14 protein-coding genes are annotated in these 17,101 nt (G+C 53.3%); 5 read left to right on the forward strand and 9 right to left on the reverse strand.

Annotated elements, in window-relative coordinates:
* The 5 genes from thiG to C7387_RS22780 all read left to right on the forward strand — a co-directional run bounded on the left by thiG (position 1) and on the right by C7387_RS22780 (position 4,496).
* Positions 1–771, forward strand: coding sequence for a thiazole synthase (gene thiG / locus C7387_RS22760; protein ID WP_120817546.1), 771 nt, complete (start codon positions 1–3; stop codon positions 769–771).
* The gene (gene thiH / locus C7387_RS22765) at positions 768–1,895 is read left to right on the forward strand and encodes a 2-iminoacetate synthase ThiH (protein ID WP_120817547.1); all 1,128 of its coding nucleotides are present in this window, start codon (positions 768–770) and stop codon (positions 1,893–1,895) included. Before thiG ends, thiH begins: the two co-directional genes overlap by 4 nt.
* 263 nt (positions 1,896–2,158) lie before the next feature.
* Complete coding sequence (locus tag C7387_RS22770) at positions 2,159–3,691, forward strand: sensor domain-containing diguanylate cyclase (protein ID WP_120817548.1); 1,533 nt, start codon at positions 2,159–2,161, stop codon at positions 3,689–3,691.
* 178 nt (positions 3,692–3,869) lie between these two features.
* Positions 3,870–4,175 carry a PTS sugar transporter subunit IIB gene (locus C7387_RS22775; RefSeq protein WP_038252911.1) on the forward strand — a complete coding sequence of 102 codons (306 nt, stop codon included), beginning with the start codon at positions 3,870–3,872 and terminating at the stop codon, positions 4,173–4,175.
* A 3-nt stretch (positions 4,176–4,178) separates the two neighbouring features.
* Complete coding sequence (locus tag C7387_RS22780; RefSeq protein WP_038252915.1) at positions 4,179–4,496, forward strand: PTS lactose/cellobiose transporter subunit IIA; 318 nt, start codon at positions 4,179–4,181, stop codon at positions 4,494–4,496.
* A 114-nt stretch (positions 4,497–4,610) separates the two neighbouring features.
* On the opposite strand, the gene rpoC is transcribed toward C7387_RS22780, so the two are convergent.
* The 9 genes from rpoC to C7387_RS22830 all read right to left on the reverse strand — a co-directional run.
* Positions 4,611–8,834, reverse strand: coding sequence for a DNA-directed RNA polymerase subunit beta' (gene rpoC / locus C7387_RS22785; RefSeq protein WP_006816553.1), 4,224 nt, complete (start codon positions 8,832–8,834; stop codon positions 4,611–4,613).
* A gap of 76 nt (positions 8,835–8,910) precedes the next feature.
* On the reverse strand, positions 8,911–12,939 hold the full coding sequence (gene rpoB / locus C7387_RS22790; protein ID WP_038252918.1) for a DNA-directed RNA polymerase subunit beta: 4,029 nt from the start codon (positions 12,937–12,939) through the stop codon (positions 8,911–8,913).
* Positions 12,940–13,258: 319 nt separating this feature from the next.
* Positions 13,259–13,624, reverse strand: coding sequence for a 50S ribosomal protein L7/L12 (gene rplL / locus C7387_RS22795; protein WP_006176746.1), 366 nt, complete (start codon positions 13,622–13,624; stop codon positions 13,259–13,261).
* 67 nt (positions 13,625–13,691) lie between these two features.
* Positions 13,692–14,189 carry a 50S ribosomal protein L10 gene (gene rplJ, locus C7387_RS22800; protein WP_001207203.1) on the reverse strand — a complete coding sequence of 166 codons (498 nt, stop codon included), beginning with the start codon at positions 14,187–14,189 and terminating at the stop codon, positions 13,692–13,694.
* Between the two features lie 291 nt (positions 14,190–14,480).
* The gene (rplA, locus tag C7387_RS22810; RefSeq protein WP_006816551.1) at positions 14,481–15,185 is read right to left on the reverse strand and encodes a 50S ribosomal protein L1; all 705 of its coding nucleotides are present in this window, start codon (positions 15,183–15,185) and stop codon (positions 14,481–14,483) included.
* Between the two features lie 3 nt (positions 15,186–15,188).
* Positions 15,189–15,617, reverse strand: a complete 429-nt coding sequence (rplK, locus tag C7387_RS22815; RefSeq protein WP_006816550.1) for a 50S ribosomal protein L11 — start codon at positions 15,615–15,617, stop codon at positions 15,189–15,191.
* Between the two features lie 146 nt (positions 15,618–15,763).
* Positions 15,764–16,309: a transcription termination/antitermination protein NusG gene (gene nusG, locus C7387_RS22820; protein ID WP_006816549.1), complete on the reverse strand. Its 546-nt coding sequence runs from the start codon at positions 16,307–16,309 to the stop codon at positions 15,764–15,766.
* 1 nt (position 16,310) lies between these two features.
* On the reverse strand, positions 16,311–16,694 hold the full coding sequence (secE, locus tag C7387_RS22825; RefSeq protein WP_003033128.1) for a preprotein translocase subunit SecE: 384 nt from the start codon (positions 16,692–16,694) through the stop codon (positions 16,311–16,313).
* 230 nt (positions 16,695–16,924) lie between these two features.
* A partial coding sequence (locus tag C7387_RS22830; RefSeq protein ID WP_072106202.1) for an EF-Tu C-terminal domain-related protein occupies positions 16,925–17,101 on the reverse strand: 177 nt, incomplete at its 5' end.

Here is a 17,101-nt window from a genome sequence, read left to right on the forward strand (position 1 = left end):
ATGTTACAGATTGCCGATAAAGTCTTTGATTCACACCTTTTCACTGGAACAGGCAAATTCGCATCGCCACAGCTGATGGTTGAGGCGATTCGCGCCTCGGGCAGTCAACTGGTGACCCTTGCCATGAAACGTGTCGATCTGCGTGAGCACAACGACGCGATCCTGGCGCCTCTGCTCGCCGCGGGCGTCACGCTGCTACCTAACACCTCGGGAGCCAAAACCGCCGAAGAGGCGATTTTCGCCGCCCAGCTGGCACGGGAAGCGCTGGGTACCCGCTGGCTGAAGCTTGAGATCCACCCCGATGCGCGCTGGCTGTTGCCAGACCCCATCGAGACGCTGAAAGCCGCAGAAGCGTTGGTAAAACAGGGGTTTATTGTGTTGCCCTACTGCGGTGCGGACCCGGTGCTGTGTAAACGTCTTGAAGAGGTCGGCTGTGCGGCAGTGATGCCGCTGGGGGCGCCGATTGGTTCAAATCAGGGTCTGGAAACCCGCGCGATGCTGGAGATAATCATCGCTCAGTCCGGTGTTCCGGTGGTGGTTGATGCCGGAATTGGCGTTCCCAGCCATGCAGCGCAGGCCCTGGAGATGGGTGCCGATGCGGTGCTGGTGAACACCGCGATTGCCGTTGCGGACGATCCCGTCGCCATGGCTCGTGCATTTCGTCTCGCCGTTGAGGCGGGCATTCTGGCGCGTCAGTCCGGGCCAGGTGCGCGTAGCCTGCACGCACAGGCCACCAGCCCGCTGACCGGATTCCTGGAGACGCTGTCATGACCTCGTTTAGCGATCGCTGGCGGCAGCTCAACTGGGACGATATCCGCCTGCGAATCAACAGTAAAACGCCCGCCGACGTTGAGCGGGCGCTGAATGCGCGTCTGCCCACGCGGGAGGATATGATGGCGCTACTCTCCCCCGCCGCCGACGCGTTTCTCGAGCCGATGGCGCAGCGCGCACAGCGCCTCACGCGCCAGCGCTTCGGCAATACCGTCAGCTTTTATGTTCCACTGTATCTTTCCAACCTGTGCGCCAACGATTGTACCTACTGCGGTTTTTCGATGAGCAACCGCATCAAGCGCAAAACGCTCGATGCCGACGAGATCGAGCGCGAATGCAACGCGATCCGTGAAATGGGCTTCGAGCACCTGCTGCTGGTCACAGGAGAGCATCAGGCTAAGGTGGGAATGGACTATTTTCGCCAGCATCTGCCAGCCATTCGTCAGCGTTTTTCCTCGCTGCAAATGGAAGTTCAGCCCATGCCACAGGCCGAATATGCCGAACTAAAAACGCTGGGGCTCGACGGCGTTATGGTTTACCAGGAGACCTACCATGAGGCGATGTATGCAAAGCATCATCTTAAAGGGAACAAGCAGGATTTTTTCTGGCGACTGGAAACCCCGGACCGTCTGGGCCGCGCCGGTATCGACAAAATTGGCCTCGGCGCTCTGATTGGCCTTTCTGACAGCTGGCGCGTAGATTGCTATATGGTGGCGGAACACCTGCTTTGGTTGCAGCAACACTACTGGCAGAGCCGCTACTCTATTTCCTTCCCGCGACTGCGACCCTGCACCGGGGGTATTGAACCTGCCTCCATCATGGATGAACGCCAGCTCGTGCAAACCATCTGCGCATTTCGCCTGCTGTCACCGGAGGTTGAGCTTTCGCTCTCCACGCGTGAATCTCCGTGGTTCCGCGATCGGGTGATCCCCCTTGCCATTAACAATGTCAGCGCCTTTTCAAAAACCCAGCCGGGTGGCTACGCTGATGACCATCCGGAGCTTGAGCAGTTTGCACCGCATGATGGTCGTCGGCCGGAAGAGGTCGCCAGCGCGTTAGTTGCACAAGGATTACAGCCGGTGTGGAAAGACTGGGATAGCTGGTTGGGACGCGCCTCGCAATAATTCAGCAAGCGGATGTTGCTCCACCAGAAAGGACTGAAAACGCCTCGCAAAGCGACAATCCGGGCGTGGTGTCGGCTTTGCCAGTTGATTATTCTCCGCCTGTCAGCAACGGATGCTGACCAGGGCGGAGCTTTCTTCCTCTGACCGCCCTGCCTTCTGCTGCTGTTTCGGACTCTTTCCACAGAAGGGAAGCGTATACTACGCCACACCAGCGCACGACCTCTATACTTTTGCTATTCGCCAAATGGAATGCTGAACGCGATATGAAAATCCATAGCAGAAAATTGTCTTTTACGACGCCTATCCTGGTGAGCTTTTCGGGAATTTTATTGGGGTTTATCCTGATTGCCGTTCTGGTCACCCTGAACCAGCGTAAAGATATTATTGAGGACTATCACCAGATTAACCGCAACTTCACCCACAACCTGGCGGTGAACTATACGGCCGTTATTCTGCGCGAGAACGATTATATTTTGAGCCGCGCGGTGAATTTTTTCTCCCGTAATGACGAGCTTAATAAGACGGTCAACCTCGATCCCGAAGCCGGTTCAGAACGGCTAATGCAGCTGCTGACGCTGATGCCCACGGTATCCTCTATTTCGATTGCCGACGCCGATGGCCACTACCTGCGCGCACCGCAGGCGGTGATGAACGGCGATGAGCCACCGATTAACCCGAAGGTTCGCCCGTGGTTCGCACACCAGGCGGATGCCAGCACCTTCAGCCGCTATACCGACCCTTACAACGACTTCTTTTCCCACCATAAAGTTATCACCATCTATAAGCCGGTAGTCTCGCCGGAAGGAAAACTTAAAGGCACCCTGGCGTTTCATATCGATCTGGCTTCCATGGGTTATACCCTGCGTCAGACGCAATCTCCGATGCAGGGCGAATTCTTTGTCGTTAACCGTGACGGGCTCGCGGTGCTACACCCGGACACCGGCGCGCTGTTTCGCATGCAGATCCCCTCCACCCTGATGGATAAAATGACCAACGGGGAAGGCATGGTGTTCGATAAAAAGAGCGACACCTGGTACTACTATTACTCCTTCACCAACCCGGACTGGTTTGTTGTGTTTAAAGTGGCTGACGCGACGCTCAGCGACCTGGCGCGGCATGAGAGCATTATTGTTGCCTGGGGGTTTGGCCTTGCGGTGATACTTGTGGTGCTTTTCGGGCTCTATCTGCGCCACTCGTCGCGCACCGTGCTGATGAACATCATCAACGCCATTAAAACCGGTGACGTTAAACAGGCTCCGCGTCTTGAAGCCATGCTAAGTAAAGCGATTGAGTCCAGTAAAGAGCGCGAAGAGGCGTATGTTCGCCAGGCGACCATTGATGCACTGACTGGCTGCAAAAACCGTCGGGCCTTCGACAGCGATATTGCCACGCTGATGAATGACAATCAGCCCTTCTCACTGGCGCTGGCCGACGTCGACAACTTCAAATCCATTAACGATACCTGGGGTCACCTGAATGGCGACATCGTGCTGCGAAACGTGGCACGTGAAGGTATTCAGGTCATGCAGCCGAATAAAATCTCGGTGTATCGCTACGGCGGCGAAGAGTTCGCCGTGCTGTTTTCTGGCGATGAACCCGATGCCGCCCACCAGTTGCTGGAGCAGTGGCGCGTCAACGTTGCCAACCGCACCTGGCGGGAAGATGGTCTGCACGTTACCTTCAGCGCCGGACTTGGAGAGTGGAATATGGAATCGCTGGAACAGCTGGTTATCCGGGTTGACGAGGCGCTGTATAAAGCCAAACAGCAGGGTAAAAATCAGATCCTGCGGACCTGAAACAGATAACTCTTCACTCTCTTTAACCGCCCGCTGCTGCGGGCTTTTTTGTGGTATCAGCCATCGCTGTAACCGGTTTCATTATTTTGTGATGACTTACACACAATCATCGTAAAGCGGTTGTTCTGCCTGGTCTCACAGGATAAAGATGAGGGACTAGGAAACGTGAGGGCAAGTGATGAAAAACATAGTTTTATGCTGTGCTGCCGGAATGTCCACCAGCATGCTGGTTCAACGAATGAAAGACGCAGCGCTAAAGAAAGGCGTAGAGGTCTCTATCAAGGCGGTGCCGGTTGCTGAGTTTAAAGACAATATCGCTACGGCAGATATTGTGCTGCTGGGGCCGCAGGTGAAATATGAACAAGCAAAACTGCAGGCACAGGCCGACCCGTTGGGTAAAAAGGTTGCCGTCATCGACATGATGGACTATGGCATGATGAAGGGTGATGTTGTACTCGAAAAAGCCCTTAAGATGATGGAGTAAGCCGTGGAAGATTTAGAAACCACTATCATGGAATTGCTGGTCAACGCGGGTGCGGCACGTAGTGCTGCTCTGACGGCGCTGCAAATGGCACGTAAAGGTGACTTTAGCGAAGCCGAAAAAGCGATGGAAGAGTCGCGTGAATACGTGAAGCATGCACACACGATCCAGACACAGCTCATTGGTCTTGATGAAGGTACTGGAAAGCTACCGGTGAACCTGATTACCGTTCACTCACAGGATCACCTGATGAACGCGATGGTCATTCAGGATCTGGCGGGCGACATGATTGAACTGTATCGCCGGTTACCGCTCGCTAACTGATAACAACAATACTCAGTCATATAGCAATATGCCCGGTTACCCGGGCATATTTGTTTTTTACAGCCATAAAAAAACCCGCCGAAGCGGGTTTTTTAGTCTGGACTCTGTTAACGATTAATCGTTATCAGAACCACCCAGGCCTGCGTTCAGCAGTTCTGCCAGGCTGGCAGACGCATCTTCAGCAGTTACCTGCGGTGCAGCCGGGAGTTCACCCGCAGCACGGCGGCGCATACGATCCTGGTGGTACGCATAACCGGTACCCGCCGGGATCAGACGACCCACGATAACGTTCTCTTTCAGGCCGCGCAGTTCGTCACGTTTACCCGCAACAGCTGCTTCGGTCAGAACACGAGTCGTTTCCTGGAACGATGCCGCAGAAATGAAGGACTCGGTTGCCAGAGACGCTTTGGTGATACCCAGCAGGTCGCGTGCGAAGGTCGCCGCCACTTTGCCATTCGCTTCCAGATCGCGGTTAGCAATCTTCACGCGAGAGTATTCAACCTGCTCACCTTCGAGGAAGTCAGAGCTTCCGGCGCTTTCGATGGTTGCTTTACGCAGCATCTGACGAACGATAACTTCGATGTGCTTATCGTTAATCTTAACGCCCTGCAGACGGTAAACGTCCTGCACTTCGTTGGTGATATAGCGGGTTACCGCATGAACGCCACGCAGACGCAGAATGTCGTGCGGCGCTTCCGGACCGTCGGAAACCACGTCACCACGTTCTACACGCTCGCCTTCAAACACGTTGAGCTGACGCCATTTCGGAATCATCTCTTCGTACGGATCGCTACCGTCTAACGGGGTGATAACCAGACGACGCTTCCCTTTGGTTTCTTTACCGAAGGAAATGATACCGCTGATTTCAGCCAGGATTGCCGGCTCTTTCGGACGACGTGCTTCGAACAGGTCGGCAACGCGCGGCAGACCACCGGTGATGTCCTTGGTACCGCCGGATTCCTGCGGAACACGGGCCAGGGTGTCACCAGAGCTGATCTGTACGCCATCTTCCAGCTGAACAATCGCTTTACCCGGCAGGAAGTACTGAGCCGGCATGTCGGTGCCCGGGATCAGAACGTCGTTACCGTTCGCATCAACGATTTTCAGTGCCGGACGCAGATCTTTACCACCAGCGGTACGTTCTGCAGAATCCAGAACGACCAGCGAGGACAGACCGGTCAGCTCGTCGGTCTGACGAGTAATGGTCTGGCCGTCGATCATGTCAGTGAAGCGGATGAAACCACTCACTTCGGTGATAACTGGCATGGTATGCGGATCCCAGTTTGCTACGGTTTCGCCGCCAGCAACCTGTTCGCCATCGCCCTTCGCCATAACAGAGCCGTAAGGCACTTTATAGCTTTCTTTGGTACGACCGAATTCGTCGATCAGTTTCAGCTCGGTATTACGGGAAGTAATAACCAGCTTACCGCTGGAGTTCACAACCGACTTCGCGTTGCTCAGACGGATGCTACCTTTGTTTTTCACCTGGATGCTGGATTCAGCAGCCGCACGAGATGCCGCACCACCGATGTGGAACGTACGCATCGTCAGCTGTGTACCCGGCTCACCGATGGACTGTGCCGCGATAACGCCGATAGCTTCACCTTTGTTGATGATGTGGCCACGCGCCAGGTCACGACCATAGCAGTGCGCACATACACCAAAGTCGGTGTCACAGGATACGACAGAACGTACTTTCACGGAGTCAACAGAGTTCGCTTCCAGCAGATCACACCAGTGCTCGTGCAGCAGTGTGTTACGCGGAACCAGAATATCTGCGGTACCCGGCTTCAGAACGTCTTCAGCGGTCACACGACCCAGAACGCGATCGCGCAGCGGCTCTTTAACGTCACCACCCTCGATAACCGGGGTCATGGTGATGCCTTCCAGCGTGCCACAATCGTCTTCAGTAACAACCAGATCCTGCGCGACGTCTACCAGACGACGGGTCAGATAACCGGAGTTCGCTGTTTTCAGTGCGGTATCCGCCAGACCTTTACGAGCACCGTGGGTTGAGATGAAGTACTGGAGTACGTTCAGACCTTCACGGAAGTTCGCGGTGATTGGCGTTTCGATGATGGAACCATCTGGCTTAGCCATCAGGCCACGCATACCAGCCAGCTGACGAATCTGTGCTGCAGAACCACGCGCACCGGAGTCGGCCATCATGTAGATGCTGTTGAAGGAAACCTGCTGCTCTTCTTTACCTTCACGGTTTATAACCGTTTCGGTCTGCAGGTTGTCCATCATCGCCTTGGATACACGATCGTTCGCCGCTGCCCAGATATCGATAACTTTGTTGTAGCGTTCGCCCGCGGTGACCAGACCAGACTGGAACTGCTCCTGGATCTCGGCAACTTCGGCTTCAGCTTCAGAGATGATCTCGTGTTTCTTCTCTGGGATAACCATGTCATCGATACCAACAGATGCACCTGAACGCGCTGCATAAGCAAAGCCGGTGTACATGGTCTGGTCAGCGAAGATTACGGTCGGCTTCAGGCCCAGAATGCGGTAACAGGTGTTCAGCATTTTGGAGATAGCTTTCTTGCCCAGCGCCTGGTTGACGATGGAGAAAGGCAGACCTTTCGGTACGATCATCCACAGAATAGAACGACCTACGGTCGTGTCTTTCAGGCTGGTTTTCGCAACGAATTCGCCGTTTTCATCTTTTTCATATTCGGTGATACGCACTTTAACGCGCGCATGCAGAGAGGCCAGGCCAGCGCGATAAATACGCTCAGCTTCTTTCGGGCCAGTCAGCACCATGCCTTCGCCTTTGGCGTTAACACAGTCACGGGTCATGTAGTACAGACCCAGTACAACGTCCTGAGACGGAACGATGATTGGTTCGCCGTTCGCCGGGGACAGGATGTTGTTGGTAGACATCATCAGCGCACGCGCTTCGAGCTGGGCTTCCAGCGTCAGCGGTACGTGAACAGCCATCTGGTCACCATCGAAGTCGGCGTTATATGCCGCACAAACCAGCGGGTGCAGCTGGATTGCTTTACCTTCGATCAGAACCGGTTCAAACGCCTGGATACCCAAACGGTGCAGGGTTGGTGCACGGTTCAGCAGTACCGGGTGTTCGCGGATAACTTCGTCCAGGATATCCCAAACGACAGCTTCTTCGCGCTCAACCATTTTCTTAGCGGCTTTGATGGTGGTGGCGAGGCCACGCAGTTCCAGCTTGCCGTAGATGAACGGTTTGAACAGTTCCAGTGCCATTTTCTTCGGCAGACCGCACTGATGCAGACGCAGGTATGGACCTACGGTGATTACAGAACGACCGGAGTAGTCAACACGCTTACCGAGCAGGTTCTGACGGAAACGACCCTGCTTACCTTTGATCATATCGGCCAAAGATTTCAGCGGACGCTTGTTAGAACCGGTGATCGCACGACCGCGACGACCGTTATCCAGCAGGGCATCTACCGCTTCCTGCAGCATACGTTTTTCGTTGCGTACGATGATATCTGGCGCAGCCAGATCCAGCAGACGCTTCAGACGGTTGTTACGGTTGATAACGCGACGATACAGATCGTTCAGATCTGACGTTGCGAAACGACCACCATCCAGCGGAACCAGCGGACGCAGATCTGGCGGCAGAACCGGCAGAACGGTCAGGATCATCCACTCCGGCTTATTGCCAGACTGTACGAACGCTTCCAGCAGCTTGATGCGCTTGGTCAGCTTTTTACGCTTGGTTTCGGAGTTGGTTTCGTTCAGCTCTTCGCGCAGAGTTTCACACTCTTGCTCCAGATCCATGCTCTTCAGCAGGGCCTGGATAGCTTCCGCACCCATCTTCGCATCGAATTCGTCACCGAACTCTTCCAGCGCGTCCAGATACTGCTCTTCAGTCAGGATCTGGTTGCGTTCCAGGTTGGTCATACCGCCTTCGATAACCACATAGGATTCGAAGTACAGTACGCGTTCGATATCACGCAGCGGCATATCGAGCAGCAGACCGATACGGGACGGCAGCGATTTCAGGAACCAGATGTGCGCAGTCGGAGAGGCAAGCTCAATGTGGCCCATGCGCTCACGACGCACTTTAGTCTGGGTCACTTCAACGCCGCACTTCTCACAGATCACGCCACGGTGTTTCAGGCGCTTGTACTTACCGCACAGGCACTCGTAGTCTTTTACTGGCCCGAAGATACGGGCACAGAACAGACCGTCACGCTCTGGTTTGAACGTACGGTAGTTAATGGTTTCCGGCTTTTTAACTTCACCGAAAGACCATGAACGGATCATGTCTGGCGAAGCCAGAGCAATTTTGATCGCATCAAACTCTTCGGTTTTAGTTTGCGCTTTCAGAAACTTTAATAAGTCTTTCACGGATTTGCTCCCGTCGGAGTTAGCACACTCTGCTGCCGGGGGTTAACCCGACAGCAGTGACCTGTTTGAGCGAGAATTACTCGTCTTCCAGTTCGATGTTGATACCCAGCGAACGAATCTCTTTCAACAGTACGTTGAAGGATTCTGGCATGCCCGGCTCCATCTGATGGTTGCCGTCCACGATGTTTTTATACATCTTGGTACGACCGTTCACGTCATCAGACTTAACGGTGAGCATTTCCTGCAGGGTATAGGCGGCGCCGTAAGCTTCCAGCGCCCACACTTCCATCTCCCCGAAGCGCTGACCACCGAACTGAGCCTTACCACCCAGCGGCTGCTGAGTAACCAGGCTGTAAGAACCGGTGGAACGCGCATGCATCTTGTCATCAACCAGGTGGTTCAGTTTCAGCATGTACATGTAGCCAACGGTAACCTGGCGCTCGAACTGCTCACCGGTACGACCGTCGAACAGCGTGATCTGACCGGAAGTCGGCAGGCCACCCAGCTGTAACAGTTCCTTGATTTCAGACTCTTTCGCACCGTCGAATACCGGCGTTGCGATCGGCATGCCTTTGCGCAGGTTTTCTGCCAGACGCAGAACTTCGTCATCGCTGAAGGTGCTCAGGTCGACTTTCTGGCGAACGTCAGTGCCCAGATCGTACGCACGCTGGATGAACTCGCGCAGTTTCGCGACTTCTTGCTGCTGTTTCAGCATGGCGTTGATCTTCTCGCCGATACCTTTAGCAGCCATACCCAGGTGAGTTTCAAGGATCTGACCAATGTTCATACGAGACGGTACGCCCAGCGGGTTCAGTACGATATCTACCGGAGTACCGTTAGCATCGTGCGGCATATCTTCGATCGGATTGATCTTAGAGATAACACCCTTGTTACCGTGACGACCCGCCATCTTATCACCAGGCTGGATCTGACGTTTAACGGCCAGATACACTTTAACAATCTTCAGCACGCCCGGTGCCAGATCGTCGCCCTGAGTGATTTTGCGGCGTTTCGCTTCGAGTTTCTTCTCGAACTCGTGTTTCAGTTCGTCATACTGCTCAGCCAGTTGTTCCAGCTGATTTTGTTTCTCTTCGTCGGTCAGGCCCAGTTCCAGCCAGCGATCGCGCGGCAGTTTGTCGAGCTTCTCAGCTTCAACGCCACCGGAGATCAGCACAGCACGGATACGGCTAAACAGGCCAGCTTCGAGGATCTGCAGTTCTTCAGACAGGTCTTTCTTAGCCTGTTTGAGCTGCATTTCTTCGATTTCCAGCGCACGTTTGTCTTTTTCCACGCCATCGCGGGTAAAGACCTGAACGTCGATAACGGTACCAGATACGCCGTTCGGTACGCGCAGAGAAGAGTCTTTAACGTCAGACGCTTTCTCACCGAAGATAGCACGCAGCAGTTTCTCTTCCGGAGTCAGCTGGGTTTCACCTTTCGGCGTTACCTTACCAACCAGGATGTCACCGCCGGTGACTTCTGCACCGATGTAAACGATACCGGACTCATCCAGTTTGGAGAGCGCAGCTTCACCCACGTTCGGGATATCAGCGGTGATCTCTTCTGGCCCCAGCTTGGTGTCACGAGACACACATGCCAGTTCCTGGATGTGAATAGTAGTGAAGCGATCTTCCTGAACCACACGCTCGGAGACGAGGATGGAGTCTTCGAAGTTGTAACCGTTCCACGGCATGAACGCTACGCGCATGTTCTGGCCGAGAGCCAGTTCACCGAGGTCGGTGGACGGACCGTCTGCCAGCACGTCGCCGCGCTCAACCGGCTCACCCAGAGAGACACACGGCATCTGGTTGATACAGGTGTTCTGGTTAGAACGGGTGTATTTGGTCAGGTTGTAGATGTCGATACCAGCTTCGCCCGGGTACATCTCGTCTTCGTTAACTTTGATAACGATACGGGAAGCATCCACGTACTGAACCAGACCGCCACGTTTAGCAACTGCAGTAACACCGGAGTCAACGGCAACAGCACGTTCCATACCGGTACCAACCAGCGGCTTATCGGCGCGCAGAGTAGGAACCGCCTGACGTTGCATGTTCGCACCCATCAATGCACGGTTGGCGTCATCGTGTTCCAGGAACGGGATCAGGGACGCACCGACGGATACCACCTGCTGGGTGGATACGTCCATGTAGTCAACCTGGTCACGGCTGAACAAGCTGGATTCGCCTTTGCTACGGCAGGTAACCAGATCTTCTTCAAAGTGGCCTTCGTCATCCAGGTTGGAGTTCGCCTGAGCGATAACGTAGTTGCCTTCTTCAATAGCAGACAGGTAATGAATTTCGTCGGTTACAACACCGTCGGTCACTTTACGATACGGAGTCTCAAGGAAGCCGTATTCGTTAGTCTGTGCGTACACGGACAGGGAGTTGATCAGACCGATGTTCGGACCTTCAGGCGTTTCGATAGGACATACGCGACCGTAGTGAGTCGGGTGTACGTCTCGAACTTCGAAGCCTGCACGTTCACGGGTCAGACCGCCTGGGCCGAGTGCAGAGATACGACGCTTGTGCGTGATCTCAGAAAGCGGGTTGTTCTGGTCCATAAACTGAGACAGCTGGCTGGAACCGAAGAACTCTTTCACTGCTGCAGAAATCGGCTTGGCGTTGATCATATCCTGTGGCATCAGGGTATCCAGATCGCCCAGAGACAGACGCTCTTTCACCGCACGCTCTACACGCACCAGGCCAACGCGGAACTGGTTTTCCGCCATTTCGCCAACGGAACGGATACGACGGTTGCCGAGGTGGTCGATATCGTCCACTTCGCCTTTACCGTTACGGATATCGATGAGCTTCTTCATCACTTCGATGATGTCTTCTTTGCTCAGGATACCGGAACCTTCGATTTCGTCGCGCAGCAGAGAACGGTTGAACTTCATACGACCAACCGCAGACAGATCGTAGCGGTCTTCAGAGAAGAACAGGTTCTCGAACAGGCTTTCAGCTGCTTCACGAGTCGGCGGCTCACCCGGGCGCATCATGCGGTAGATTTCTACCAGCGCGCTCAGACGATCGTTGGTTGGGTCGACGCGTACAGTCTCAGAGATGTACGGACCATGGTCCAGATCGTTAGTGAACAGCGTTTCGATACGCTTGTGGCCAGACTGGCTCAGCTTAGCCAGCAGATCCAGGCTCAGCTCCATGTTAGCCGGGCAGATCAGCTCGCCAGTTGATTCGTCAACGTAGTCTTTAGCTGCAACTTTGCCAGCAATGTATTCAACCGGAACTTCGATATGTTTGATATCGTCTTTTTCCAGCTGGCGGATGTGGCGCGCAGTAATACGGCGGCCTTTTTCCACATACACTTTGCCGTCAGCTTCGATGTCAAAGGAAGCGGTTTCGCCACGCAGGCGTTCCGGTACCAGTTCCATCTGCAGCTTGTTGTCGCGAATTTCGAAGACCACTTTTTCGAAGAACAGATCAAGAATCTGCTCGGTGGTGAAATTCAGCGCACGCAGAATGATGGTCGCAGGCAGTTTACGACGACGGTCGATACGAACGAACAGGTTGTCTTTCGGATCGAACTCGAAGTCCAGCCAGGAACCACGGTAAGGGATGATACGCGCGTTATACAGCACTTTACCGGAGGAGTGGGTCTTACCTTTGTCACTGTCAAAGAAGACGCCAGGGCTACGGTGCAGCTGAGAAACGATAACACGCTCAGTACCGTTGATAACAAAGGTACCGTTGTCGGTCATGAGCGGAATTTCACCCATGTAGACTTCTTGTTCTTTAATGTCTTTTACGGTGCCTTCCGGCGCTTCGCGCTCGTAGATCACCAGGCGCAGTTTCACGCGCAGCGGGGCGGAGTAGGTCACGCCACGGATCTGACATTCCTGAACGTCAAATACCGGTTCGCCAAGGCGGTAGCTGACGTACTGCAGCTCAGAATTACCGCTATAGCTTGCGATAGGGAATACGGAGCGGAAAGCCGCTTCCAGGCCGTACTGCCCTTCAGGATCTTGCTCGATAAACTTCTGGAACGAGTCAAGCTGGATAGAAAGGAGATAAGGTATGTCCAGAACTTGTGGACGTTTACCAAAATCCTTACGAATACGTTTTTTCTCGGTATAGGAGTAAACCATAGGGTTCCTCAGCTCGCTGACAAGTCGACGCATCTGTCCACCAGAGGGACAGTTTGTGCAACACTATTTTGTTGACCGGAAAATGGATTACTTTCCGCAATACCTGTTGCTATCACGCTTAAACCATTTCATTGCGATTTACACAGAGCGAGCACCCTGTCGCAGTATATTAAGACGTCGATAGAAACAAGCATTGTCAGGACAGCCAGCAGTCAAACAGTGTGAAACGCTACTGGCGCCTTACAGCGCAAAAAGGCTGGTGACCAAAAAGTCACCAGCCATCAGCCTAATTTCTCAGGCTGCAACCGGAAGGGTTGGCTTATTTAACTTCAACTTCAGCGCCAGCTTCTTCCAGAGATTTTTTCAGTGCTTCAGCGTCATCTTTGCTCACGCCTTCTTTCAGAGCGGCCGGAGCAGATTCTACCAGGTCTTTAGCTTCTTTCAGACCCAGGCCAGTTGCGCCACGTACTGCTTTGATAACAGCAACTTTGTTAGCGCCAGCAGCTTTCAGAATTACGTCGAATTCAGTTTTTTCTTCAGCAGCTTCAGCCGGGCCAGCAGCTACAGCTACAGCAGCAGCAGCGGAAACACCGAATTTTTCTTCCATTGCAGAGATCAGTTCTACAACGTCCATTACGGACATAGCTGCAACTGCTTCAATGATTTGATCTTTAGTGATAGACATTTAAATTGTTCCTGAAAATCAGAATAAAGTTTATATGTAAGCCAATGCTTTAAAAGAATAACTGCGATTAAGCAGCTTCTTTTGCATCGCGTACAGCAGCCAGAGTGCGAACCAGTTTGCCAGCCGAAGCTTCTTTCATGGTTGCCATCAGGCGTGCAATTGCTTCTTCGTAGGTCGGCAGGGTTGCCAGGCGATCGATTTGCGATGCCGGGATCAACTCACCTTCAAAGGCTGCAGCTTTGACCTCAAATTTTGCATTCGCTTTCGCGAACTCTTTGAACAGACGAGCAGCAGCGCCCGGGTGTTCCATAGAGTATGCAATCAGGGTCGGACCAACAAACGTGTCTTTCAGGCACTCGAACTGAGTACCTTCAACAACGCGGCGCAGCAGGGTGTTACGAACAACACGCATGTAAACGCCAGCTTCACGACCTGCTTTACGCAGTTCAGTCATTTTATCTACAGTAACGCCACGGGAATCCGCAACTACTGCAGACAGCGCGCCTTTGGCTACTTCGCTGACTTCAGCAACAATCGCTTGTTTGTCTTGAAGATTTAAAGCCATTAGCTTTGCTCCTGGATGTTTGCCAGGGCTCATGCCCTGGAACTCACTTCACTCTCCCCAACGAGAAGAGCGTCTTAATACGGTGAGCAGAAACAAGCCAGAGTATTCAAAAATAATCTTAGCGTTCTGTCACCGTCTACGCAGGGGATTAAGTCTCTTGCGAGACACCTGCGGTCTTCGACGGAGGCCTGGATTAGGCCAGGCTCCAACGAACAAATCTTTTAGCCGCTAACTTTCGTTAGCAAACGTGGGGGTAAGATTGTAGACAAAATCACCGCCCACGTAAAGGCATTAGTTTGCAGCAGTGCTCAGGCCAGCCTGGTCAACTGCAACGCCCGCACCCATGGTGGTGGAGAGGCTAACTTTCTTGATGTACACGCCTTTCGCCTGAGTCGGTTTTGCTTTTTTCAGCGCAACCAGCAGAGATTCCAGGTTTTCTTTCAGTTTGTCAGCGTCAAAGTCCACTTTACCGATGGTGGTGTGGATGATGCCGTTTTTGTCGTTACGATAACGAACCTGACCTGCTTTAGCGTTCTTAACCGCTTCAGCAACGTTAGGAGTTACGGTACCAACTTTCGGGTTTGGCATCAGGCCACGCGGACCCAGAACCTGGCCCAGCTGGCCAACAACGCGCATTGCATCCGGGGAAGCAATAACAACGTCAAAGTTCATTTCGCCTTTCTTGATCTGGTCAGCCAGATCTTCCATACCTACCAGCTCAGCGCCAGCTGCTTTTGCAGCTTCAGCGTTCGGGCCCTGGGCAAATACGGCAACGCGAACAGAACGGCCAGTACCGTGCGGCAGTACAGTTGCACCACGTACGTTCTGGTCAGATTTACGAGCATCGATACCGAGGTTAACGGCAACGTCTACGCTTTCAACGAACTTAGCGGTAGCCAGTTCTTTCAGCAGAGAGATAGCTTCATTGATGTCGTACTGTTTGGTCGCATCAACTTTGTCACGGATCACGCGCATACGCTTGGTCAGTTTAGCCATTTCTTAATCCTCCACTACCAGGCCCATGGAACGTGCAGTACCTTCGATTGAGCGAGTCATCGCTTCAATGTCGGAACCAGTCATGTCGGCAGCTTTGGTCTGCGCGATTTCCTGCACCTGAGCGCGGGAAACTTTACCTACTTTGTCTTTGTTCGGCTTACCGGAACCAGACTTAATGCCTGCCGCTTTTTTCAGCAGAACTGCTGCCGGCGGAGTCTTGGTAACGAAAGTGAAAGAACGGTCAGCGTAAACGGTGATAACAACCGGAATCGGCAGACCTTTTTCGATGGAATCAGTTTTCGCGTTGAACGCTTTGCAGAATTCCATGATGTTAACGCCCTGCTGACCCAGAGCCGGACCTACTGGCGGACTCGGGTTAGCCATACCAGCTGCAACCTGCAGCTTGACATAGGCTTGTACTTTCTTAGCCATTTAAATTTCCTCGTTTGGGTATAGCGCCTCGATAAAGGCTTCCCGTGTTTAAAATCGATCGTTTTACGGGCACTGGCCCATAAAAACAAAAGGCGCGAAATTGTATTCCAATTTCACGCCTTGTGCAACGATTGATCGCTGCTTATTTACGCTTTTTCGACCTGGCTAAAGTCCAGTTCTACCGGGGTCGCACGACCGAAGATAGAAACAGAAACCTTCAGGCGGGACTTCTCGTAGTCCACCTCTTCCACCACGCCGTTGAAGTCAGCGAACGGACCATCGCTAACACGAACCATTTCACCCGGCTCAAACAGCGTTTTCGGACGCGGCTTATCACCCACCTGCTGCAGGCGGTTCATAATCGCATCGACTTCTTTGTCGCTGATCGGCGCAGGACGGTCAGACGTACCACCGATGAAGCCCATTACGCGCGGAACGCTACGCACCAGGTGCCAGCTTGCGTCGTTCATCACCATCTGAACGAGCACGTAACCCGGGAAGAATTTGCGCTCGCTTTTGCGACGCTGGCCACCACGGATTTCGACCACTTCTTCGGTCGGCACCATGACTTCACCAAACAACTCTTCCATATTGTGTAATTTGATATGCTCGCGCAGCGAAGTCGCTACACGGCCTTCAAAACCGGAAAACGCCTGAACGACGTACCAGCGCTTTTTAGGAGCTTCAGACATCTCAGAACCTCAGGCCAGTGATAAAGGATACCAGGCGAACCAGAATACCATCCAGTCCCCACAGGATCAGTGACATTACCGCAGTGACCGCAGCAACGATCAGCGTAGTGTGCAGCGTTTCCTGACGAGTCGGCCAAATCACCTTACGAACTTCGGTTCTCGCTTCACGAGCGAAGGCTACGGTTGCCTTGCCTTTCGTCGTCAACAGCGCGACACCACCCGCTGCAGCAATCAAAATGACAACTGCTAACGCACGCAGCGGCAGCATCATGTCACGATAGAGGTAGTTGCCCACGATAGCTACGAGCAGCAGTACGGCAACAACTACCCACTTCATCGCTTCCAGGCCGCGCCCGCTCCCTTGAGCTTCGGTATTCGCACTCATAAACCAACCTGTCACAAGAATTCGACAAACATCTTCGCCCCGCATAAATGCGAGGCAACCAAACCGAAAAGCTCTGTGGCGTTTCGGACTAAACGCCCCCTTCAGAGCCTGTCTCAGCAATGATTATGACAAAAAAAATCACTGATGAGCCAGGTTCTGGATCGAAAGCGTACAAAAAGGGCATCAAATGATGCCCTTTTAATGCGCATTGCGTCAAATGTTATCAGCGATTAACCGAGAACTTTAGCTACAACGCCTGCGCCTACAGTACGGCCGCCTTCACGGATTGCGAAACGCAGACCGTCGTCCATCGCGATCGGGTGGATCAGGGTAACAACCATTTTGATGTTGTCGCCCGGCATTACCATCTCTACGCCTTCCGGCAGTTCGATGGTACCAGTCACGTC

Origin of the sequence: Yokenella regensburgei (assembly GCF_003634235.1) — a bacterium.
GTDB lineage: Bacteria > Pseudomonadota > Gammaproteobacteria > Enterobacterales > Enterobacteriaceae > Yokenella > Yokenella regensburgei.